Origin of the sequence: Variovorax glacialis, assembly GCF_051216375.1 — a bacterium.
Taxonomy (GTDB): Bacteria; Pseudomonadota; Gammaproteobacteria; order Burkholderiales; family Burkholderiaceae_C; genus Variovorax.
The window spans coordinates 502,189-524,242 of record NZ_JBPJZT010000004.1 but is presented as its reverse complement, the minus strand read 5'-3'; the positions used below and the strand labels follow the sequence as shown (position 1 = coordinate 524,242).

The window sequence follows — 22,054 nt, the reverse complement described above, 5'->3', positions numbered from 1 at the left end:
GGCTGTCCTCCAAGGAAATTCAATGACGAACGCATCCCGACGGCAATTCATCACTCACTCGCTCGCAGGCGCTGCGGCGCTCGCACTCCCGACGGCTGTCCTGCATGCGCAATCGCGCCCCGTGCTCAAGGCCGGCGACCAGAAGGGCGGGCTGCGCGCGCTGCTCGAAGCGGCAGGCGGACTCGAAGGCCTCGGCTACGACATCCAGTGGTCGGAGTTCCCCGCCGCCGCGCCGCTGGCCGAAGCGCTCAATGCGGGCGCCGTGGACTCGGGCCCGATCGGCGATGCGCCGCTGATCTTCGCGCTCGCGGCCGGCACGCGCGTGAAGGCGATCGGCGCGAACCGCTCCGATTCCTACGGCACGGCCGTGCTGGTCCGGCCGGATTCGCAGCTGCAGACCGCGGCCGACCTGCAGGGCAAGAGCATCGCGACCAACCGCGGCTCGATCGGCCACTACGTAACGCTCAAGGCCATCACCACGGCGGGCCTGAAACCGGAGGACGTCAACATCCGCTTCCTCGCGCCCGCCGACGCCAAGCTCGCACTGACGCAGGGCTCGGTCGACGCCTGGGCGACCTGGGAGCCCTACACCGCGCTGGCCGAGACCAGCCATCACGCGAAGGTCCTGGTCAGCGGGCGCGGCCTGCTGCCCGGCCTCAGCTACCTCGCGGCCACCGATGCGGCGATCGCCGCGAAGCGACCGGTGCTGCAGGACTTCCTGCAACGGGTGGTGAAGGCGCAAGCCTGGTCGTACCGCAATGTCGACGCCTTCTCCGCAACGCTCGCGCGGATCATCGGCATCCCGCCCGAGGCGGCCAGGCTGCAGTTCGAGCGCCGCGAGCAGAAGTGGGTGCCCATCGACGCGCAGGTGATCGCCGACCAGCAACGCACGGCGGACTTCTACTATCAGGTGGGACTCATCAAGCAGCCGCTGGATGTGCGACCGACTTTCGACCCCGGCTTCGCGACCGGCGCCTGACGCCATTGAAGGCTCCTGGCGCGGCCCAAAGATGATTTCTCTATTTGGAATCAACGAATCGGTCGTTCCCCAATCTGAAGGCTCTGCGGACAATGGCCCGTCACGCCCTTGCGGGCGCCGTTTTTCGTTCGAGCATCATGAATTTCCAACAACTGCGCTCGGTGCGCGAGGCCGTGCGCTGCGGCTTCAATCTCACCGAAGTCGCCCACACGCTTCACACCTCACAGCCCGGCGTGAGCCGGCAGATCCGTGAACTCGAGGAAGAGCTGGGCATCGAGCTCTTCGTGCGCGCGGGCAAGCGGCTGACCGGTCTTACCGAACCCGGCGGCCACGTGCTTCCCATCATCGAGCGCATGCTGATGGAGAGCACCAACCTCCGACACGCCGGGCAGGAGTTCGTGGCCAGGCAGAGCGGCCTGCTCTCGGTCGCGGCCACGCATTCTCAGGCGCGCTACGCGCTGCCCGTGGCGGTGCAGGAGTTCCGGTCGCACTTTCCGAACGTGAAGTTGCACCTCCATCAAGGCTCGCCCAAGCAGATCGCGCAGATGCTGCTGAGCGGCGAGGTCGACGTCGGCATCGCCACCGAGGCGCTGGGCGACTGCCCGCAACTCGTGGCCCTGCCCTGCTACCGCTGGACGCACTCGGTCATCGTGCCGCCCGGCCATGCGCTGCTCGGCGAGACGCTCACGCTCGAGGCGCTCACACGCTATCCGCTGATCACCTACGACACCGGCTTCACCGGCCGCACGCGCATCGACAAGGCCTTCGAAGAGCGAGGCCTGGCGCCGAACATCGTGCTGACCGCCATGGATGCGGACGTGATCAAGACCTACGTGCAGCTCGGCATGGGTGTCGGCATCGTCGCGGGGATCGCGTACGAGGCCGAGCGCGACACGCAGCTGCGTGCGCTCGATGCGGGGGAACTGTTCGGCATCAACCTCACCAAGCTGGCGGTGCGCCGCGGCAACTACCTGCGCGGGTATGTGCACGCCTTCATCGAATCGTTCGCGCCGACGCTGCCGCGCGCGGTCGTCGAGAAGGCACTGGCAGCGGACGCGACAGCGCAGATCGGCGGCTGACAGCGGCGCGGATCACTGCCCCGCGCTACGCGCAGCCCCACCAGCACGCGTCACGCGCAATGCCGGCTTCTTCAGGCGTCGGGACGCGAGGGATGGTTCAGCTCAGGACGCGCTTCGGCGCCGTCTTGTAGTGCGTCGAATACAGGGTCGCGCCGACGAAGGTCAGGCCGCCCACGAGGTTGCCGAGCACCGTCGGGAGTTCGTTCCAGATGAAGTAGTCCATCAGCGTGAACTTGCCGCCGAGCATCAGGCCGGTGGGGAACAGGAACATGTTGACGATCGAGTGTTCGAAGCCCATGTAGAAGAACACCATGACCGGCATCCACATGCCGATCGCCTTGCCCGACACGCTGGTGGACATCATCGCCGCGACGACGCCGGTGGATACCATCCAGTTGCACATCACGCCGCGGATGAACAGCGTCAGCATGCCGGCGGCGCCGTGGGCCGCGTAGCCGATCGTGCGTCCTTCGCCGATCGCGCCGAGCTTCTGGCCGACGAGGCTCGGGCCTTCGGAGAAGCCGAAGGTGAAGATGATCGCCATGAACACCGACACGGTCAGCGCGCCCGCGAAGTTGCCGACGAACACCAGCCCCCAGTTGCGCAGGCAGCCGCGCCACGTCGCGCCGGGGCGCTTGTCGAGGACGGCCAGTGGCACCAGCGTGAAGACGCCGGTGAGCAGGTCGAAGCCCATCAGGTACAGCATGATGAAGCCCACCGGGAACAGCATCGCGCCGACCAGCGGGTTGCCCGTGTTGACGCTCACCGTGACGGCGAAGGCCGCGGCCAGCGCCAGGATGGCGCCCGCCATGTACGAGCGGATGAGTGTGTCGCGGGTGGACATCAGGAGCTTGGATTCGCCGGCGTCGACCATCTTGGTGACGAACTCGGCGGGTGCTAGATAGGCCATGGGGATTCCTTGAAGACGGCGAAAGATGAAAGCTGGTGAAGAGAGGGAGACGAAGGGATCACGCGAGCGCAACGAGCACGCGGCCCTCCTGCACGCGCACGGCATGCGCCCGCACCGAGTACTCCGGTGATTCGAGGCACTCCCCGTTGCGCAGGTCGAAGTGGTTCTTGTAGAGCGGCGAAGCCACGACGATGCGGTCTCCCAGGCTGCCGACCAGCCCGCGCGAGAGCACGCTGGCCTTCGCCCTGGGATCGACGTTGTCGATGGCATAGAGGTCCTGCTGCTGGCCGACGCGGAAGATCGCGACGTGTACGCCCTCCACGAGCGCGCACACGCCGGTGTCGGGCAGGATGTCGGTGGCGGCGCACACGGCTGTCCAGTGAAGCGTTTCGGTGGTCATCGGGAATGTCCTCGGGTGTTCAGGCGGTCGCAACGTCGTCGACGGCTTCGGCGCGTTCATCGATGCGGGCGGGCCGGTTCTGGCCGCGCTCCTTCACGAAGACGATGTGCTCGTCCGGCTTCTCGCTGTTGACGAAGGAGCGGAAGCGCTCGCGCGTGGCCGGGTCGTTCACGGCCGTCTTCCACTCGCACTGGTAGGTGTCGACCACGCGCTGCATCTGCGCCTCGAGTTCGTCGGCAAGGCCGAGGGTGTCCTGGATGAGCACGCCCTTCAGGTAGTCCAGGCCGCCTTCGAGGCTCTCGCGCCATGTGCTGGTGCGCTGCAGGCGGTCCGCGGTGCGCACGTAGAACATCAGGAAGCGGTCGATCAGCCGTATCAGCTCGGCCTTGCCGAGGTCGGTGGCAATCAGCTCCGCGTGCCGCGGCTTCATGCCGCCGTTGCCGCACACGTAGAGGTTCCAGCCCTTGTCGGTGGCGATGATGCCGACGTCCTTGCCCTGGGCCTCGGCGCATTCGCGGGTGCAGCCAGAGACGCCGAACTTGATCTTGTGCGGTGCGCGCAGGCCCTTGTAGCGGTTCTCCAGCTCGACGGCCAGGCCCACGCTGTCGTCGACGCCGTAGCGGCACCAGGTCGAGCCGACGCAGCTCTTCACCGTGCGCAGGGACTTGCCGTACGCGTGGCCGGATTCGAAGCCGGCGGCGATCAGTTCCTCCCAGATCGGCGGCAGCTGCTCGACGCGCGCACCGAAGAGGTCCACGCGCTGGCCGCCGGTGATCTTGGTGTAAAGGCCGTACTTCTTCGCCACCTGGCCGACGGCGATCAGCCCTTCAGGCGTGACCTCGCCACCAGGCATGCGCGGCACGACGGAGTAGCTGCCGTCCTTCTGGATGTTGCCGAGGAAGTAGTCGTTGCTGTCCTGCAGGCCGGCCAGGTCCTTCTTGAGGACGAATTCGTTCCAGCAGGAAGCGAAGATGCTGGCGGCGGTGGGCTTGCAGATGTCGCAGCCGAGGCCCTTGCCATGTCGGGCCAGCAGGTCGCCGAAGCTGCGGATCTCGCCGACGCGGATCAGGTGGAACAGCTCCTGGCGCGAGTAGGCGAAGTGCTCGCAGAGGTGGTTGTTTACCGTCAGGCCGCGCTTCGCCATTTCGGCCTTCATCACCTGGCCGACCAGGGGAACACAGCCCCCGCAGGTGGCGCCGGCCTTGGTGCAGGCCTTCAACTCCGCGACGGTGCAGGCGCCCTCGCCGACCGCCGCGCAGATCTGTCCCTTGGTCACGCTGTTGCACGAGCAGATTTGGGCGCTGTCGGGCAGCGCGTCCACGCCGAGCCCGGGCCGTGCCTTTCCGTCGCTCGAAGGCAGGATCAGGAATTCCGGATCGGCCGGCAGCGTGATGCCGTTGAGGGCCATCTGCAGCAGGGTGCCGTACTCGGCCGCATCGCCGACCAGCACCGCGCCGAGCAACTGCTTGCCGTCCTCGCTGACGACGATCTTCTTGTAGATCTGCTTGTGCTCGTTGACGTACTGGTAGGCGCGGGACTTCGGTGTCCTGCCGTGCGCGTCGCCGATGCTCGCCACGTCCACGCCCATGAGCTTGAGCTTGGTGCTCATGTCGGCGCCGGTGAAGGCGGCATCGTGCTGCCCGGCGATGTGCTTCGCGGCGACGCGGGCCATGTCGTAGCCCGGCGCGACGAGGCCGAAGACCTGCTCGTTCCACGATGCGCATTCACCGATCGCATAGACGTCGTGATCGCTGGTGCGGCAATGGCTGTCCACTGCCACGCCGCCGCGGGGGCCCACCGCCAACACGCACTGGCGCGCCAGTTCGTCGCGCGGGCGGATGCCGGCGGAGAACACGATCATGTCGGTCTCCAGCCAGGTGCCGTCCGCAAAGACCATGCGATGCCGTGCCGTCGCGCCATCGGTGATCTCCACCGTGTTGCGGCCGGTGTGCACGTGCACGCCCAGCGCCTCGATCCCGGTGCGCAGGGCGCGACCGCCGCCGTCGTCCACCTGCATGGCCATGAGGCGCGGTGCGAACTCGACGACGTGCGTCTCCAGCCCCATGTCGCGCAGGGCCTTGGCGCATTCGAGCCCAAGCAGGCCGCCACCCACGACGACGCCGGTGCGGGAGCGTGCGCCGGAGGCCTTCATGGCTTCCAGGTCCTCGATGGTGCGGTAGACGAAGCAATGCGGCCGGTCGCGGCCCGGCACCGGCGGCACGAAGGGCGCGGAGCCGGTGGCCAGCACCAGCTTGTCGTAGTGCAGCACTTCGCCGTCGGCGGTGGTGATGGTGTTGTTGCGCCGCTCGATGGCGGCGGCCCGGGCGGCAAGGCGCAGGGTGAAGCCGGTGCGCTCGAAGAAGCCGGGCTCGACGAGCGACAGGTCTTCGGCGGTCTTGCCGGCAAAGAATTCGGAGAGGTGAACGCGGTCGTAGGCCGGACGGGGCTCCTCGCACAGCACCGTGACCTCTGCGTTCGCGAGGCCGAGCTCGTCGAGTTGCTCCAGGAACTTGTGGCCCACCATGCCGTGGCCAATCACTGCAATCTTCATGTCGGATCCTGCACACAACCGCCCTCGTGACGGGTGCAGACCGCAAGGAAGCTGTCAGACAGCCAGTTGCAGAGGACCCCCGCGTGGAACGGATGCGAATCGGGTTGGAACAGGCGAACCGCTTGCGTCACCGCGCACAGTTCGCTCGAATCCCGCCGTCATTAGCGGAGGCACCGTAAATCCGCGGCAACGGTGCCGACGGAACAGTGCAGGTGATCGAGCAACATCCGTGCCAAAGGAATCCGCCTTCCACGGCCCCGGTTCGCACCGAAAGCCCCCCGCGAGTGGCCTGCAGGCCGAAGCTCATGCGCTGTTGTGGCGCACGAGTTGCCGGTTTGGTGCGGTGCGGCCGCCGTGCCGTGCCGGCCTGCGGATGCGCTCGACGGCCCTGATGAGGGTCAGGTTCAGCACGTCGCGCTGCGCGTGACTTCCGCCCATCCGATGCGCCAGCGCCGGCAGGCTTGCCAGCAGCGTGATCGCCAGGGAATCGTTGCCTTGCCCGAATGCGACCAGCGCACGGCACGACGACAGGCCGAGCTGCCGCGTCGTCATGCCGTGGCGCGTGGGCAATGCCTGCGCCCTCACCAGCGCCCGCTCGAGCCGTCCCGCGCGATCCCAGTCGCGCGCGCCGACGAAGGCGAGCATGGCGTGCAGGTCATTGAAGCTGCAGAAGCCGTCATCGAAGTACGCGCTCCACCCGATCGCCAGTTCGGTCCAGCGCGAACCGGCATCGCCACCCGCCAATTCGAGCCGCCAGAGCAACGCGGAAGCATCGATCAGGTCGCCGATCTGGCCGGAGGGGCCGGCGCGCACATTGGCGGTCGTACAGGGCCCGCGCGTCCTCGAAGGCGTGCCGTGCGATGTGGAACAGCGCCACGTGCCACCAGCCGTGCCTCGCGACGACGGTGTCGATGCTCCAGGCGTCGCTGTGCGCGTTCATCCAGCGCACGCCCGCATCGGCGCGCTCGGACATCTCGAACACGTGCGCCATCGCATGGTGGGCCCGGGCGTCGAGGGGGTCCAGGGCCAGCGCGGCGCAGGCGGCTTCCTCGGCGCGCTCGTACTCGCCGTTTTCCTCGAGGCCGAAGGCATGCATGGCCAGCACCGCGTGATAGCCAGGCAGGTCGCGCGACCAGAACGGCAAGACGGAGGGCACCCGGCTGCGCATGTTGTCGACGTCGCCGGTGATGTGGTCGAACATGTGCGCAACCTGCAGTGCCAGCACATCCAGCGGGTCCTGTGCCAGCAGTTCGCCGAGCCTGGTCTTGGCGCTCTCGTAATCGTCGGCGAGCGCCGCCGCGATCGCGGCCAGGTGCAGCCGCTCGCGGCCATTGGCCGGAAGGCCGGCCGCGCGCTCCAGGACCGGGCGTGCAGAGCGCACCCGGCGCGGATCGCGGCTGCAGATCAGAAGGTAGGCCTGCAGCACGTGGGCCATCACGAAGGCCGGCCCTTCCTGCAGCGCCGATCCCAGCGCCTCCTCGACGCCGCCGCGCCAGCTCTGGAACGCGGCGAGCGCCCGCTCGTACGCAGCCAGGGCGGACGGCGTGGCGCCGGTGACGCGGCAGCCATGGGCGTCGAAGCGGCTCATGGCGGACTCACCGAAGCGGCAGCGCGGCCGGCGCGATGTTGAGGTTCATCCGGAACAGGTTGCCCGGATCGAAGCGTTGCTTCACGGCCTGCAGACGCTCGTGGCTCACACCGTAGCTCGCGGCCACGCGCTCGGCCTCGTCCTCGGTCAGGAAGTTGACGTAGCCGCTTCCGGTGGCGTGCGGCGCCGCCTCCTCGAAGGCACGGCGCGCCCAGGCGCGCACCTTCTCGTCGTCGGCTGCGTCCCTCCATCGGCCATGCACGTTCATGATGTAGTTCGCATCGCGGCCGGCGAAGGCCGTCGCCGTTGGCTTCACGCGCGCCATGGCGCCGCCGAGCTGGGCGATGAATATCTCGCATTCCGGCCCCGGCAGGCGACCGGCGGCCGCGAGCACGACGTCGAGCGCTTCGTTGCTGAGTCGGCTGAAGTTGTTCGACTTCCAGTAGTTGCGGGCACCCGCTGTCAGCAGGGGATCGAAGGCCGACTGGAATGCGGCATAGGGTGTTGGCCCCAGGTGTGTGCCGATGGAATCGCCGAAGCGCATCACCGGTGCGGCCGCGCGCTCTCCCGCCTCGACGGGACCGCAGTGGACCAACGGAAGGATCAGCACGTCGGTGCCGTGCGCCGAGGCGGGCAGGAAGGGCAGCGGCGGCGCCTTGCGCATCACGGCCCACACGCTGAGTTCGTCGGGAGCGTCCATGGTGAAGTCGCGCCAGGCGCGCAGGACCTGTCGGGCCTGCGCCATCGGATAGACGACGAGACCGGCGTACAAGTCCGGGCCGACCGGGTGCAGCTGGAACTCGAACGAGGTCACGACGCCGAAGTTGCCGCCGCCGCCGCGCAGCGCCCAGAAGAGGTCGGGCTCCGAGGTGGCCGAGGCGGTGCGCAGGGCGCCGTCGGCCGTCACGATGGTGGCGGAAAGCAGGTTGTCGACGGTCATGCCGTGGCGGCGCGTGAGCCAGCCGAAGCCTCCGCCCAGCGTAAGCCCGGCCACGCCGGTGGTCGAGTTGATGCCGAGCGGCGTCGCCAGGCCATGGGCCTGCGATTCGCGATCCAGATCGCCGAGCAGCGCACCGGGACCAACGCGCGCGGTGCGCTTCGCCGCATCGATGTGGATGGCGCGCATGCCGGACATGTCGAGCATCAGCCCGCCCTCCGCCACCGCGTTGCCCGCGATATGGTGGCCGCCGCCGCGCACGCTGAGCAGCATCCGGTGCGCCGCGGCGAAACGGACCGCGGCCTGGACATCGGCGTCGCTCAGGCATCGCGCGATCAGTGCGGGGCGCCGGTCGATGCCGGCGTTCCAGACCGCGCGTGCTTCATCGTAGGCCGCGTCGGCGGCGTCGAGGACGCCGCCGCTGATCTGCGCAGTGAACGCCGCGAGCTCGGGCTGCCGGGCTTGCCGGACGTCCTTGTCCAGCGTAAGGTAGGTCACGGATTGCATGGGGTGCTCCTGATATGAACGCATTGAAGAACGGGCCGCCGCGTAGCGATCGCGAGGGTTGGATTCATTCTTCTTGCCTGCACGGTCCCTTGCTTCGCCCTCCGTCCTCGGCACTTGACTGCGCGTCCTCCGTTGCATGTGCGCAGTCCTTCGGATTGACCGGTTGTCCGCGCCACTTGATCGAAGCTCCGCTGTAGCCGCCGGATGAGCCAGGACACGCTATCGGATGTGCTGCAGGGCGTGCGCCTGCGCGGCGCGGTCTTCTTCAGCATCAGCGGCTGCCGCGAGTGGGCGGCCGAAGCGCCGTCGGCGAAGGAGCTCGCGCCGATGCTGATGCGCGGCGTCGATCACGTGATCGAGTACCACGCGGTCGCGCAGGGCAGTTGCTGGGCGAGCATCCCGGGCGGCCCGTCGGTCCAGCTCTTCGCCGGCGACGTCGTGATGTTTCCGCACGGGGACGCGCACGTGGTGTCGAGCCAGCCCGGCATGCGCGGCAACGGCGACTTCGGCTGGTTCCCCGACGTGAGCGTCGAACAGCTCCCGGTGCGCCTGACCTACAGCGGCCAGAACGTCATGCGCTCGGCGCCGACGGACACGGACGTGGACGCGACCGTTGTCTGCGGCTTCCTCGGCTGCGACCTGCAGCCCTTCAACCCCCTGATCGACGCGCTGCCGCACCTGCTGCACTTGCGTGCGACCGGCGACAACGCGTGGATCGCCGGCTTCACCCGGCAGGCCGTGGCCGAGTCGCATGCGCAGCGTGCCGGCGGCGAGGCGATGCTGGCCCGGATGAGCGAGATGATGTTCGTCGATGCCGTGCGACGCTATGCCGATCAGCTTCCCGCGCAGAGCGCCGGCTGGCTGGCAGGACTGCGCGATCGCTTCGTGGGGCGTGCGCTGTCGCTGATGCACGCGCAGCCATCGCACGACTGGTCGATCGACGAACTCGGGCGGCAGGTCGGCCTCTCGCGCTCGGCGCTGCACGAGCGCTTCGTGCAGTTGGTGGGCGTGGCGCCGATCCAGTACCTGGCGCAGTGGCGCATGCAGAAGGCGGCACGGCTGCTGGTCGACACGCGCGCCTCGGTCGCGGCGATCGCGCTCGATGTCGGCTACGAGTCCGAGGCTGCCTTCGTTCGGGCGTTCAAGCGCGTCGTCGGCACGCCGCCAGGAACGTGGCGTCGCGAGCGCGATGCGGCGCTCAGGCCTCCGGCCCCAGGCGCTTGACCATCCTCACCGCGTCCTCGACATCTTCGTAGTAGCCCGGGCTCGTGCCCGATTCGGTGAAGCCGTGCCGGAGGTAGAAGGACTTGGCATCCGCGTTGCCCGCCCTCGCTTCCAGGCGGATCGTCCGGATGCCGGCGACGGCCGCGGTGGTCTCGAGCCAGGCCAGCAGCGCCGTGCCCAGGCCGCTGCGACGCTGCGACGGGCGCACCGCGAAGAGCGAGATGTGCGCATCGTCGTCGCCATACTGCATGATCGCGAAGCCGAGGACGACGCCGTCGCGCCGGGCCACGGCCACGTTGGTGGCCTCGTCGCGGATGCTGCGCCGCACGCGCCGCTCGGTCCATCGCCACGAGAGACCACGCTCGATCGCGTCGCGCGACAGCGCCGCGATCTCCTGCGCGTCCGCCGCCTGGGCAAGGGTGATTTCGTACTGTGTGATCACGGGTGATCCTCGGTCGACGCGAAGACTATAGCCCCGCAACCTAAAATGCGGCTCCTCCCGCTGGCGTAGGCGCCAGCCGCAGTCCGTTTCCAGCCGTTTCCTTCTCTCCCGAAAGCGCCCTTCGCGATGTCCCAGCGCAAACTCTTCGTCACCACCGCCCTGCCCTACGCCAACGGCAAGTTCCACGTCGGCCACATCATGGAATACATCCAGGCCGACATCTGGGTGCGCTTCCAGCGCATGCAGGGCCACATGGTGCACTTCGTGGGGGCGGACGACGCGCACGGCGCGCCGATCATGATCGCGGCCGAGAAGGCCGGGAAGACGCCACAGGCCTTCGTCGGCGAGATCGCCGCGGGCCGCAAGGAATACCTCGACGGCTTCCACATCCGCTTCGACAACTGGCACTCGACCGACAGTCTGGAGAACACCGAACTCGCGCAGGGCATCTACAGGAAGCTCAAGGCCGGCGGCATGATCGCCACGCGCACGATCGAGCAGTTCTACGACCCGGTCAAGGGCATGTTCCTGCCCGACCGCTACATCAAGGGCGAATGCCCGGTGTGCCACGCCAAGGACCAGTACGGCGACGCCTGCGAGGTGTGCAGCAGCGTTTATTCGCCGACGGAACTCATCAACCCCTACTCGACGCTCACTGGCGCGACGCCCGAGCTGCGCAGTTCCGAGCACTTCTTCTTCAAGCTCTCCGATCCGAAGGTCGTCGACTTCCTGAAGAGCTGGACGCAGGACGGCAAGCTGCAGGCCGAGATGGCGAAGAAGGCCAGCGAGTGGTTCGAGGCCGGCATGGCCGACTGGGACATCTCGCGCGAGGCACCCTACTTCGGCATCGAGATCCCCGACGCGCCCGGCAAGTACTTCTACGTGTGGCTCGACGCGCCCGTAGGCTATCTCGCAAGCTTGAAGAACCACTTCGACAAGGGACAGGCCGCGAACCACTGGCACGATCCTTCGCGCACCTCGCAGAGCTTCGACGCGTTCGTGGCCGATCCCTCGGTCGAGCAGGTGCACTTCATCGGCAAGGACATCGTCTACTTCCACACGCTGTTCTGGCCCGCGATGCTGCAGTTCAGCGAGCGCAAGACGCCGAGCCAGGTCAACGTGCACGGGTTCATCACCGTCTCGGGCGAGAAGATGAGCAAGAGCCGCGGCACCGGCATCGACCCGCTCAAGTACCTCTCGATCGGCATGAACCCCGAGTGGCTGCGCTACTACATCGCGGCCAAGCTCAACGCCAAGGTGGAGGACGTCGATTTCACGGCCGAGGACTTCATGGCCCGCGTGAACGCCGACCTGATCGGCAAGTACATCAACATCGCGAGCCGCGCGGCCGGCTTCATCGCCAAGCGCTTCGGCGGCAAGCTGGGCGTGGTGTCGGCCGACGGTGCGGCGCTGCTGGCGACGTTGCAGGGCGCCTCCGCATCGATGCAGTCGCTCTACGACGGGCGCGACTACGCACGGGCCCTGCGCGAGATCATGCTGCTGGCCGACAAGGTCAACGAGTACGTCGACCAGAACAAGCCCTGGGAACTCGCCAAGAAGGAGGGCATGGAGGCGCGCCTGCACGACGTGTGCACGACCTGCATCGAGGCCTTCCGGCTGCTGACCATCTACCTCAAGCCGGTGCTGCCGGCGCTGGCGGCGCAGGTCGAGTCCTTCCTGGGCAGCGCGCCGCTGCTGTTCGACGACGCGGACAAGCTGCTGGGCGCAGGCCACGCGATCAACGACTACAAGCACCTGATGCAGCGCGTCGACGACAAGCAGCTCGACCAACTCTTCGAGCCACCGGAGCCAGCCGCCGAAGCGCCTGCCGCGACCGAGCTGCCCGGGGGCGAGGGCATCGCGCCGACCATCACCATCGACGACTTCGCGAAGATCGACCTGCGCATCGCGAAGATCGTGTCCTGCCAGAAGGTCGAAGGATCGACCAAGCTGCTGCACCTGACGCTCGATGCCGGCGAAGGCAGGACGCGCAATGTGTTCTCGGGCATCGCCTCGGCCTACCAGCCGGAGCAGCTCGTCGGCAAGCTCACGGTGCTGGTGGCGAACCTGGCGCCGCGCAAGATGAAGTTCGGCATCTCCGAGGGGATGGTGCTGGCCGCGAGCCATGCGGACGAGAAGGCGAACCCTGGCATCCATGTGCTGGAACCCTGGCCCGGTGCGACACCCGGCATGCGAGTCCGGTGATGCGCACCCCCAGGCTTGCCCACTTCGTGTGGCCGCCCACCCCCTTGCAGGGGGCAACACCTGCGGCCCGGCGGAGCCGGTTCCGCGGTGTTTCACGCACGGGGCTGGTTCTTGCGTTGGGGTGCACCGTCGCACTGAGCGGCTGCGCGGTGGCGGGGGCGGCGGCGAGCGTGGCGGGCACCGCGGTGAGCGTGGGCGCGGGCGCGGTCGGGCTTGCGGCCGACGCGGCGATCGGCACGGTGCGCATCACCGGCAAGGCGGTGGGTGCCGCAGCGGATGCGGTACTTCCCGGCGACTCGAAGTAGCCGCAGGGGGCGTCCACAATAGCGCCCCATGACCTCTCCCCTGAAGCTGGCCGGCTTCCGCCCCAGGCTCATCGACGCACTCGCAGGCTACGACCGGGAGCGCTTCTTCAAGGATCTGGGCGCCGGCGCGACGGTGGGCATCGTGGCACTGCCGTTGGCCATGGCTTTCGCAATCGCCTCGGGGCTCAAGCCCGAGGCCGGCATCTGGACCGCGATCATCGCGGGCTTCCTCATATCGGCGCTCGGCGGCTCGGCCGTGCAGATCGGCGGACCGGCCGGCGCCTTCATCGTGATCGTCTACGGCATCGTCGAACGCTACGGCGTTGCGAACCTGCTGATCGCGACCGCCTGCGCCGGTGTGCTGCTGTTCCTGATGGGATTGTTCCGGCTGGGCTCGCTGGTGCGCTACGTCCCACTGTCGATCGTGGTGGGCTTCACCAACGGCATCGCGGTGCTGATCCTGATCTCCCAGATCAAGGACTGGCTCGGGCTTTCGATCGCGAAGATGCCGGCGGACATGTTCTCGCAGATGCACACGCTGGCGACGCATCTCGGCTCGTTCAATCCCCATGCGTTCGGGCTGGGGCTCGCCTGCCTCGTCGGCCTGTTCGCGTGGCCGCAGTTGCTGCGCGGCAAGACGCGCGTCGGCCATGCCGTGCATCGGGTGCTGGGGCGCCTCGTCGAAACGCGTGCCGCGCGGGCGGGATCGCGCATGCCGGGGCCCATCGTCGCCCTGATCACGTTGACGCTGATCTCCTGGGGATTCAGCCTGCCGGTCGAGACGATCGGGACACGCTTCGGCGGCATTCCCGACGGCGTGCCGGGCTTCGCACTGCCGGACTTTTCGTGGGAGACGGTCAAGCAGCTCGTGACGCCGACGCTCACCATCGCGATGCTCGGCGCCATCGAATCGCTCCTGTGCGCGCGCGTGGCCGACCAGGTCAGCGGCCTGCCGCGCCATGATCCGAACCAGGAGCTGATGGCGCAAGGCATCGCCAACGCGGTCGTTCCCTTCTTCGGCGGCATGCCGGCCACCGGCACCATCGCGCGGACCATCACCAACCTGCGTGCCGGCGCGACTTCGCCCATCGCGGGCATGGTGCATGCGCTCACGCTGATGGCGGTCGTGCTCGTGGCTGCGCCGCTTGCGCACCATGTGCCGCTCGCGGTGCTCGCCGGCATCCTCCTGTACGTGGGCTGGAACATGGGCGAATGGCGCGAGTTCTCGCCGTTCATGCTGCGGCGCTTCAGCCGCCACTACCGGCTGCTGATGCTGGGCACTTTCTTTCTCACGGTGGTGTTCGACCTCACGGTCGCGGTGCAGGCGGGCATCGTGCTGGCCTGCGCCTTGTTCGTGCGCCGCATGAGCACCTTGTTCAGCGTCGAGATGGTGTCGCTGGAGCCGCCGGTGCTGACCTTCAGGCTCTACGGTGCGTTGTTCTTCGGCGCGGCGGCAAAGCTGGACCCGGCGGTGCAGGCCGTCGAACGCGCGCCGCGCGGCATGACGGTGGTGCTCGATGCGATGCACCTCATCTCGCTGGACGCCACGGGGCTCGATGCGCTGCGGCAGGTGCACAAGGCCGTGCTGTCGCGCGACGGCCTGCTGCGCATCGAATCGCTGCAGCCCCAGCCGCTGGAGGTCATCGTGCGATCGGGCTTCGCGGACGAGCTCGCGTCGCGCGCGCCGGGCCCGGCCGCGCACGCTGGATGAGCCCCTAGTTGGCCTCGGTGCTGCGGTCCGGCGATGACCCTGCGCTCACCACGCGCTGATCGTCGTCGAGGGTGGCGGTGAACACCATGGGCGAATTCGGCGGCTGGACCCAGCGCCACTCCCACTCGGTCTGCTTCTTCAAGGGATAGGGCGTTCGCTTCGCGGGCTTGCCCAGCAGCTTGCGCAGGTCTTCCATGGGCATGCCGGGCCGCACCTTGTCGAAGTTCACCGGGGTGAGCACCTGGCGCAGCGCGGCCATCTTGCCGTCGGCGCCGATGGTGATCATGTAGTTCTTCTGCCCCTGGGGCTGGCGGTTGTATTCGAGGACGCGCCCCTGCGGCGAGTCCCAGACGTTCTCCGGCTCGCCGAAACGCGCGCGCACGTCGGCCTCCGTGGACACGCCCTCCTCCAGTTCGGCGATGTGCTTGTTGTCGCAGCCGGCAAGCCAGAAGACGGCACTCAGGAGCGCAATCGCCAGGCGCCAGCGGGTTCTCGATCGCGCCATGTGCGCCTCCACTGTCTATAGGTGGCGCCGAGTCTAAGGCCGCTGCTCCACGGCCCGGTCCGGGATCGCGACTTCAGTTCTGCGCGAAGCAGTAAAGCAGTCCCGCGCCGCCCGTCGACTTGAGAGCATCCATGCTGCAGGCTCGCGTGGGATGCGAAGAGTTCCACGACATCGACGCGGGAGGGGCGTTCGTGCCCATGCGGTTGTGATGTCCGACGATCGCCGAGCCGTCGCCGCCGGAGGTCCAGTTCGCGCAGGTGGTGTCCTTGCCGGGATCGTTGACGGCGCGACCATCGGGCGACGAACCGGTCAGGATGTCGTGCTGGTTGACGGGGTCGCCGCTCGCGGGGACGACGTCGCCCTTTTCCGTCAGCCCCGTCTGCTTGTTGATCTTGTTGTCGCCGTGCAGTTGCTCGACGTTGCTCGCAATCAGTTCGCCCTTGACGTTGTACCAGGGCCCGGCGCCGATGCGGTCGCGGGCATTGACCGCGGGCGCTCCCCCTGCCGGGGTGGTGCTCAGGTAGGCGCGCCAGGTGCGCCCGCCGGCGCCCGCGGCGGCCGCCAAGCTCTGGCAGTAGCGGTCGGCGCCCGCCAGCCCGCCGAAATCGGCGCCCTTGCCGGGATTCACGCTGGTGATGAAGAAGCTCGTCTTGCTTTGCTGCGCGGCGGGCCCGCTGCTGGTACAGGCCACCATCAGCGAGACCGCGCCGGCAGACAAGGCGAGGAGGACCATCGTGTGTCGGCGCTTCATCGGCATTTCTCCTGGGTTCAAAAATGGTGTCGCCACGCTAACGCATGCCGACGGCCGGTTCAAGGCGGATTCCACCCGGTAAAATCCGCCCAAAGGTCCCTATCGCCATGTCCATCTTCGCCCGCCCGCACTACACGTCCGAAATCACGAATTTCATCGAGCAGATGAAGGAGAAGAAGCCGACGCTGGAGGCCGAGCAGCGCGCCGGCCGTGCACTCCTGTGGGACAAGCACCTCGATCGCAGCCTGCTCAGCGAGTACGGCGAAGCCAAGGTGCCGCAGCAGCCGTACGTCTACCAGACCCGCGTGAAGTAAGTGGTCATTCGCGCCGTACCGGGCTCCAGCGCCCGCCGGCAGGGCGATGCCGCCACGGCGGATGACACCCGCTCCACGCCGGACGAAGTCATCGCCGACGACGGCGTTGCCGTTGTCGCGGCCATGCCCGAAGTCATCGACCAGGTTGCCCTCGCCCGGCTTTACGGCGAGCCGCTCTTCGCGCTGCCGAACGACCTCTATATCCCGCCCGAGGCGCTCCAGGTGTTCCTGGAAGCCTTCGAAGGCCCTTTGGACTTGCTGCTCTACCTGATCCGCAAGCAGAACTTCAACATCCTCGACATCCCCATGGCGGGGCTGACGCGGCAATACCTCAGCTACGTCGACGAGATTCGCCAGACCAACCTCGAACTGGCGGCCGAATACTTGCTCATGGCCGCGATGCTGATCGAGATCAAGTCGCGCATGCTGCTGCCGCCCAAGAAGACGGCCGAGGGCGAGGAAGCCGAGGATCCACGCGCCGAACTGGTTCGCCGCCTGCTCGAATACGAACAGACCAAGCTGCAGGCCGCCTCGCTCAGCGCCATGCCCCAGGCCGGGCGCGACTTCTGGAAGGCGCAGGTTTACATCGAGCAATCGCTCAAGCCGCGCTTTCCGGACGTGAACGTGGTCGACCTGCGCGAAGCCTGGGCCGACATCATGAAGCGCGCCAAGCTCGTGCAACACCACAAGATCTCGCGGGAGGAACTCAGTGTGCGCGAACACATGAGCATCGTCCTGCGCCATCTGCAGGGGCGCCAGTTCGTGGAGTTCGAGAAGCTCTTCGACGTGACGCGCGGCACGCCGGTGCTGATCGTCACCTTCATTGCGATGCTCGAACTCGCGAAAGAGACGCTGATCGACATCACGCAGGCCGAGGCCTTCGCGCCGATCTACGTGCGCCTCGCCTACTCGCCGGCCTGAGCCCCGCCGCGGGGGCGGGTCAGGCCGATTCGACGCCGGGTTCGCGACCCATCAGCTCGGCGACGGCTTCCGCGGGCCGCACGCGGCCATCGAGCAGTGCGACGACGCCGGACGCAATGGGCATCTCCACGCCCAGGTGCCGCGCGCGTTGCACCACCGTTCGGGCGCAATAGACGCCTTCCGCCACATGGCCCAGCGAGTTGACCGCCTGCTCCAGCGTGAGCCCCTGGGCCAGCAGCAGGCCGACCTTTCGGTTGCGCGACAGATCGCCGGTGGCTGTAAGGACCAGATCGCCGAGGCCGGAAAGCCCCATGAAGGTGTCGGGCCGTGCGCCGAGCGCGGCGCCGAAGCGCGTCATCTCGACCAGACCGCGAGTGATCAGCGCAGCGCGTGCATTGAGGCCCAGCGCCAGACCGTCCGCCAGGCCGGTTGCGATCGCCAGCACGTTCTTGACGGCACCACCGATTTCCACGCCGACGATGTCTTCGTTGGCATAGACGCGCAACGCGGGTCCATGGAAGGCGCCGACCAGCGCGTCGCGCACCGAGGCATGCGCACTCGCGGCCACCAGGGCCGTCGGACGTCCCTGTGCCACCTCGAGTGCGAAGCTGGGGCCGCTCAGCACGCCGGCATGCAGCCCGGGCGCCACACGCGCCTGGATTTCGTGCGCCAGCAGGCCTTCCTCGCCGGAGCCGGCGATCGCCGGCTCGACGCCTTTGGACAGCCACGCGACCGGGCAGGCGACATCGCGCAGCTTGCCGAGTTGCTCCCGCAGCGCCGCCATGGGCGTGGCGACGATCACGAGATCGGCACCCGCCACGGCATCGAATGGTTTGCCAGACAGCAGCGTCAAAGAAGGAGGAAGGGAGACGCCGGCCAGGTAGCGCGCGTTTTCACGCGCTGCCGACATGGCCTGCATCTGCGCCGCGTCCCGACCCCAGAGGGTGACCGCGTGGCGGCCAGCCGCATTCACCGCAAGCGCCGTGCCCCAGGCACCGGCGCCGAGCACGCAGATTCTCATCGGCGTTGCGCGGTGGCAGGTTTACTGCGTGATGATGGGCGAGGTCTGCGCCGCGGCTTGCGCCTGCTGCTGCTCGAACATCGCCTGGAAGTTGATTTCGGCCAGGTGCACCGGCGGGAAGCCGCCGCGCTGGATCACGTCGGCCACGTTGCCGCGCAGGTACGGGTAGACGATCTGCGGGCAGGCGATGCCGAGGATCGGGCCCATCTGCTCTTCGGGCAGGTTGCGGATCTCGAAGATGCCGGCCTGCTTGGCCTCGACCAGGAAGACCGTGCGGTCCTGGATCTTCGTCTGCACGGTGGCCGACACGGTGATCTCGAAGATGCCGTCGGTCACGGGCTGGGCGTCCACGCCGAGCTGGATGTCGACAGTGGGCTGTTCCTGCTCGAGCAGGATGGCCGGCGAATTGGGTTGTTCGAGCGACAGGTCCTTCAGATAGACGCGCTGGATCTGGAAGACGGGATCTTGTGCTTGGTCGGCCATGGCTGAACTTTCGAGTGTCAAAACAATGCCCGCCCCGGATATCCCGGAGCGGGCTTCTGGAGAAAGATTATCGCCCACCACCTCGCGGGGACAATACCAGCGAACAGGCGAAGCCCGTTCCGCGTTATTCCCGGCGTCGAGCGCCGGCCTTGGGGGGAAGGACTACCGACTCAGGCCTGTTGCAGGAGGGGCACCAAGCCGCCGCGGCCGTCGAGGGCGATCAGGTCATCGCAGCCACCGACGTGCGTTTCGCCGATGAAGATCTGCGGCACCGTGCGGCGCTGGGTGATGTCCATCATCGTGGCGCGAGCCTGTGGATCGCTGTCGATGCGGATCTCTTCGATCTGCTCGACGCCCTTGGACTTGAGAATTTGCTTCGCGCGAATGCAGTAGGGGCAGACGGCGGTCGTGTACATCTTGACAGCTTGCATCGGGGGGTATCTCTTGGAAGTTCAGGCCTTTTCAACCGGAAGGTTAGCGTCTTTCCAGGATTTGAGTCCGCCGGCCACCGCTTGGGCTTGCTCGTAGCCCAGCTTCTTGGCCATGGCAACCGCCCGCTGTGCGCGGCCGCCCGTTGCACACACGAGCAACAAGGGCAAGGTCTTGTTCTTGACCGTGGTAGGCAGCTTCTGCTCGAGTTGATTGAGCGGCACGTTCTTTGCACCGGTGACGTGGCCCGCCGCGAATTCCTCGGGCTCCCGCACATCCACCACCACCGCGCGCTCACGGTTGATGAGTTGCACCGCGCCCTGCGCCGTCAGTGACCCGGCGTTGGCGCCGCGCACCATCGGCCATGCCAGCATGCCGCCCGAACTGAGCGCAATCAGGATCAGCATCCAGTTGTCGACGATGAATTTCACGTTATTCCTTGAGTGGCAAACCCCGGATTTTAGAATGTCGGGTTTCCGCACGCGTTCCCAAAGGCCTCTCTCATGCACAAACTGGTACTGATCCGCCACGGCGAATCGACCTGGAATCTCGAAAACCGCTTTACTGGCTGGACTGACGTCGACCTGACGCCGACAGGCGTCGAGCAGGCCAAGCAGGCTGGCCGGCTCCTCAAGGCCGAGGGTTACGACTTCGACGTCGCCTACACGAGCGTGCTGAAGCGCGCCACCCGCACCTTGTGGCACACACTCGACGAACTCGACCGCACCTGGTTGCCGGTTGTGCATTCCTGGCGCCTGAACGAACGCCATTACGGCGGGCTTCAGGGCCTGAACAAGGCGGAAACCGCCAAGAGATATGGCGACGAGCAGGTTCTGGTCTGGCGCAGAAGTTACAACACGCCGCCGCCGCCCCTGGACCCCGGTGATCCGCGCAGCGAGCGCGGCGACGTGCGCTATGCAAAGCTTTCCCCCGAACAGGTGCCCCTGACCGAGTGCCTGAAGGACACGGTGGCGCGCGTACTGCCTTTCTGGAACGAATCCATGGCGCCGGCGATCCGCGCTGGGCGCCGGCTGGTCGTCGCAGCGCACGGCAATTCGATCCGGGCCTTGGTGAAGTACCTCGACGGCATCTCCGACGACGCGATCGTGGGTCTCAACATCCCCAACGGGATTCCGCTGGTCTACGAGCTCGACGACGAGCTGAAGCCCTTGCGCCACTATTACCTCGGCGATGCCGATGCGGCGGAGAAAGCCGTAGCCGCAGTCGCCGCGCAAGGCAAGGGCTGAAGAAAGTCAGAGCGTCATCGACGGGTTCGCGGAACCACGGCAGACAACTTGCTTCCAAGCCCTGTATATTGGATTGACAGGCGACAAGGACACTTACACATGGGCCAGAAATTGAAGATCACCGGCTGGGTTGCCGCGGGCGCCTTTGCCGGCGCGCTGACCACCGTCTCGTTGCAAACTGTTGCACGAGGCTCCCTGGCTCCACTGCCGCTCGAGGAACTGCAGCAACTCGCTGCCGTGTTCGGCATGGTCAAGAGCGACTACGTCGAACCGGTCGACGAGAAAAAGCTCATCTCGGATGCGATTTCCGGCATGGTCGCCGGGCTCGACCCCCACTCGCAGTACTTCGACAAGAAGTCCTTCAAGGAATTTCGCGAGGGCACGACGGGCCGCTTCGTGGGCGTGGGCATCGAGATTTCGCAAGAGGACGGCCTGATCAAGGTCGTGTCCCCGATCGAAGGCTCTCCGGCGTTCCGCGCCGGCCTCAAGCCGAACGACCTGATCACCAAGATCGACGACACCGCCGTTCGCGGGCTGTCGCTCAACGAGGCCGTCAAGCGCATGCGCGGCGAAGCCAACACCAAGGTGCTGCTGACGATCTATCGCAAGGACGAGAACCGCACCTTCCCCGTCACCATCACGCGCGAGGAAATCCGTACGCAATCGGTCCGCGGCAAGATCATGGAGCCGGGCTACGGGTGGATTCGCCTGTCGCAGTTCCAGGAACGCACCGTCGATGACTTCGTCAAGAAGGTCGACGAGCTCTACAAGCAGGACCCGAACCTCAAGGGCCTGGTGCTCGACCTGCGCAACGATCCGGGCGGTCTGCTCGATGCCGCCGTGGCGATTTCCGCCGCGTTCCTGCCCGAGAACGTCACCGTCGTGTCGACGGACGGCCAGTTGGCCGAAAGCAAGTCGGTGTACAAGGCCGCGCCGGAGTTCTACCAGCGCCGTGCCGGCAGCGATCCGCTGCGCAGCCTGCCCGCCGCGCTCAAGACGGTGCCGCTGGTCGTGCTCGTCAACGAAGGCTCGGCCTCGGCCAGCGAAATCGTTGCCGGCGCGCTGCAGGATCACAAGCGCGCCACCATCATGGGCAGCCAGACCTTCGGCAAGGGTTCCGTCCAGACGGTGCGCCCGCTCGGCCCTGACACCGGCCTGAAGATCACGACGGCACGCTACTACACACCGAGCGGCACTTCGATCCAGGCCAAGGGGATCGTCCCCAACGTGCTGGTTGATGAGAGCGCGGAAGGCAGCCCCTTCGCGGCCTTGCGCATGCGCGAGGCGGATCTCGAGAAGCACCTCGCCAGCGGCCAGGGCCCCGAGAGCAAGGATCCGGAGCGTGAGAAGGCTCGCGACGAGGCTCGCAAGCGCCTCGAGGAAGAAGCCAAAAAGCCGCCACAGGACCGCAAGGTGCCTGAATTCGGCTCTGCCCAGGACTTCGCGCTGACGCAGGCGTTCAACCGTCTCAAGGGCCAGCCAGTGCTCGTGAGCAAGACGCAGGTCATCGTCGAGAACAAGGAAGAAAAGAAGGAAAACTGATCC

General features: G+C 67.1%; 23 protein-coding genes. 10 read left to right on the top strand and 13 right to left on the bottom strand.

All coding sequences use genetic code 11. The features are described 5' to 3' along the window. The first annotated feature begins 22 nt into the window (after nucleotides 1-22). On the top strand, nucleotides 23-979 hold the full coding sequence (locus tag ACSFBL_RS14285; protein ID WP_435516436.1) for an ABC transporter substrate-binding protein: 957 nt from the start codon (nucleotides 23-25) through the stop codon (nucleotides 977-979). A 137-nt stretch (nucleotides 980-1,116) separates the two neighbouring features. After that, nucleotides 1,117-2,058: a CysB family HTH-type transcriptional regulator gene (locus ACSFBL_RS14280; protein WP_435516435.1), complete on the top strand. Its 942-nt coding sequence runs from the start codon at nucleotides 1,117-1,119 to the stop codon at nucleotides 2,056-2,058. Nucleotides 2,059-2,155: 97 nt separating this feature from the next. Here ACSFBL_RS14280 and ACSFBL_RS14275 read toward each other — a convergent pair whose 3' ends face one another. The 6 genes from ACSFBL_RS14275 to ACSFBL_RS14250 form a co-directional block, all read right to left on the bottom strand. Beyond that, nucleotides 2,156-2,968 carry a formate/nitrite transporter family protein gene (locus ACSFBL_RS14275; protein ID WP_435516434.1) on the bottom strand — a complete coding sequence of 271 codons (813 nt, stop codon included), beginning with the start codon at nucleotides 2,966-2,968 and terminating at the stop codon, nucleotides 2,156-2,158. Between the two features lie 58 nt (nucleotides 2,969-3,026). Then, on the bottom strand, nucleotides 3,027-3,368 hold the full coding sequence (nirD, locus tag ACSFBL_RS14270; protein ID WP_435516433.1) for a nitrite reductase small subunit NirD: 342 nt from the start codon (nucleotides 3,366-3,368) through the stop codon (nucleotides 3,027-3,029). Nucleotides 3,369-3,387: 19 nt separating this feature from the next. Continuing rightward, nucleotides 3,388-5,919, bottom strand: a complete 2,532-nt coding sequence (gene nirB, locus ACSFBL_RS14265) for a nitrite reductase large subunit NirB (protein ID WP_435516432.1) — start codon at nucleotides 5,917-5,919, stop codon at nucleotides 3,388-3,390. A gap of 303 nt (nucleotides 5,920-6,222) precedes the next feature. After that, a complete protein-coding gene (locus tag ACSFBL_RS14260; protein WP_435516431.1) occupies nucleotides 6,223-6,564 on the bottom strand; it encodes a tetratricopeptide repeat protein in 342 nt (113 codons plus the stop codon). 31 nt (nucleotides 6,565-6,595) lie between these two features. Then, complete coding sequence (locus ACSFBL_RS14255; RefSeq protein WP_435516430.1) at nucleotides 6,596-7,507, bottom strand: tetratricopeptide repeat protein; 912 nt, start codon at nucleotides 7,505-7,507, stop codon at nucleotides 6,596-6,598. Between the two features lie 7 nt (nucleotides 7,508-7,514). After that, nucleotides 7,515-8,951: an FAD-binding oxidoreductase gene (locus tag ACSFBL_RS14250; protein ID WP_435516429.1), complete on the bottom strand. Its 1,437-nt coding sequence runs from the start codon at nucleotides 8,949-8,951 to the stop codon at nucleotides 7,515-7,517. 204 nt (nucleotides 8,952-9,155) lie between these two features. On the opposite strand from ACSFBL_RS14250, the gene ACSFBL_RS14245 reads away from it, so the two are divergent. Then, the gene (locus tag ACSFBL_RS14245; RefSeq protein WP_435516428.1) at nucleotides 9,156-10,175 is read left to right on the top strand and encodes an AraC family transcriptional regulator; all 1,020 of its coding nucleotides are present in this window, start codon (nucleotides 9,156-9,158) and stop codon (nucleotides 10,173-10,175) included. Here the strand turns inward: ACSFBL_RS14245 and rimI are convergent. Next, a complete protein-coding gene (gene rimI / locus ACSFBL_RS14240) occupies nucleotides 10,150-10,617 on the bottom strand; it encodes a ribosomal protein S18-alanine N-acetyltransferase (RefSeq protein ID WP_435516427.1) in 468 nt (155 codons plus the stop codon). The two genes, ACSFBL_RS14245 and rimI, sit on opposite strands and share 26 nt — an antisense overlap. 126 nt (nucleotides 10,618-10,743) lie before the next feature. Between rimI and metG the strand changes: the two genes are divergently transcribed. From metG to ACSFBL_RS14225, 3 genes are all read left to right on the top strand, one after another. After that, nucleotides 10,744-12,822 carry a methionine--tRNA ligase gene (gene metG, locus ACSFBL_RS14235; protein ID WP_435516426.1) on the top strand — a complete coding sequence of 693 codons (2,079 nt, stop codon included), beginning with the start codon at nucleotides 10,744-10,746 and terminating at the stop codon, nucleotides 12,820-12,822. Nucleotides 12,823-12,938: 116 nt separating this feature from the next. Beyond that, on the top strand, nucleotides 12,939-13,127 hold the full coding sequence (locus ACSFBL_RS14230) for a hypothetical protein (protein ID WP_435516425.1): 189 nt from the start codon (nucleotides 12,939-12,941) through the stop codon (nucleotides 13,125-13,127). A 28-nt stretch (nucleotides 13,128-13,155) separates the two neighbouring features. Beyond that, entirely contained in the window at nucleotides 13,156-14,838 is a 1,683-nt protein-coding gene (locus ACSFBL_RS14225; RefSeq protein WP_435516424.1) for a SulP family inorganic anion transporter, read from the top strand. A 4-nt stretch (nucleotides 14,839-14,842) separates the two neighbouring features. Here the strand turns inward: ACSFBL_RS14225 and ACSFBL_RS14220 are convergent, their stop codons facing one another. Both ACSFBL_RS14220 and ACSFBL_RS14215 read right to left on the bottom strand, forming a co-directional pair. Continuing rightward, the gene (locus ACSFBL_RS14220; protein ID WP_435516423.1) at nucleotides 14,843-15,343 is read right to left on the bottom strand and encodes an outer membrane protein assembly factor BamE; all 501 of its coding nucleotides are present in this window, start codon (nucleotides 15,341-15,343) and stop codon (nucleotides 14,843-14,845) included. A 73-nt stretch (nucleotides 15,344-15,416) separates the two neighbouring features. Beyond that, the gene (locus tag ACSFBL_RS14215) at nucleotides 15,417-16,094 is read right to left on the bottom strand and encodes a hypothetical protein (RefSeq protein WP_435516422.1); all 678 of its coding nucleotides are present in this window, start codon (nucleotides 16,092-16,094) and stop codon (nucleotides 15,417-15,419) included. 107 nt (nucleotides 16,095-16,201) lie between these two features. Between ACSFBL_RS14215 and ACSFBL_RS14210 the strand changes: the two genes are divergently transcribed. Together ACSFBL_RS14210 and ACSFBL_RS14205 are read left to right on the top strand one after the other, a co-directional pair. Further along, nucleotides 16,202-16,408 carry a DUF3460 family protein gene (locus tag ACSFBL_RS14210; protein WP_435516421.1) on the top strand — a complete coding sequence of 69 codons (207 nt, stop codon included), beginning with the start codon at nucleotides 16,202-16,204 and terminating at the stop codon, nucleotides 16,406-16,408. Between the two features lie 123 nt (nucleotides 16,409-16,531). Then, on the top strand, nucleotides 16,532-17,329 hold the full coding sequence (locus tag ACSFBL_RS14205; RefSeq protein WP_435516503.1) for a segregation and condensation protein A: 798 nt from the start codon (nucleotides 16,532-16,534) through the stop codon (nucleotides 17,327-17,329). A gap of 19 nt (nucleotides 17,330-17,348) precedes the next feature. Here ACSFBL_RS14205 and ACSFBL_RS14200 read toward each other — a convergent pair whose 3' ends face one another. The 4 genes from ACSFBL_RS14200 to ACSFBL_RS14185 form a co-directional block, all read right to left on the bottom strand. Then, entirely contained in the window at nucleotides 17,349-18,350 is a 1,002-nt protein-coding gene (locus ACSFBL_RS14200; RefSeq protein ID WP_435516420.1) for an NAD(P)H-dependent glycerol-3-phosphate dehydrogenase, read from the bottom strand. A 21-nt stretch (nucleotides 18,351-18,371) separates the two neighbouring features. Then, on the bottom strand, nucleotides 18,372-18,833 hold the full coding sequence (secB, locus tag ACSFBL_RS14195; RefSeq protein WP_435516419.1) for a protein-export chaperone SecB: 462 nt from the start codon (nucleotides 18,831-18,833) through the stop codon (nucleotides 18,372-18,374). A 170-nt stretch (nucleotides 18,834-19,003) separates the two neighbouring features. Beyond that, a complete protein-coding gene (gene grxC, locus ACSFBL_RS14190) occupies nucleotides 19,004-19,264 on the bottom strand; it encodes a glutaredoxin 3 (protein WP_435516418.1) in 261 nt (86 codons plus the stop codon). 21 nt (nucleotides 19,265-19,285) lie between these two features. Then, nucleotides 19,286-19,693, bottom strand: coding sequence for a rhodanese-like domain-containing protein (locus ACSFBL_RS14185; protein ID WP_435516417.1), 408 nt, complete (start codon nucleotides 19,691-19,693; stop codon nucleotides 19,286-19,288). Between the two features lie 72 nt (nucleotides 19,694-19,765). On the opposite strand from ACSFBL_RS14185, the gene gpmA reads away from it, so the two are divergent. Then, a complete protein-coding gene (gene gpmA, locus ACSFBL_RS14180) occupies nucleotides 19,766-20,509 on the top strand; it encodes a 2,3-diphosphoglycerate-dependent phosphoglycerate mutase (protein WP_435516416.1) in 744 nt (247 codons plus the stop codon). A gap of 99 nt (nucleotides 20,510-20,608) precedes the next feature. Beyond that, on the top strand, nucleotides 20,609-22,051 hold the full coding sequence (locus tag ACSFBL_RS14175; RefSeq protein ID WP_435516415.1) for a S41 family peptidase: 1,443 nt from the start codon (nucleotides 20,609-20,611) through the stop codon (nucleotides 22,049-22,051). Nucleotides 22,052-22,054 lie beyond the last annotated feature (3 nt).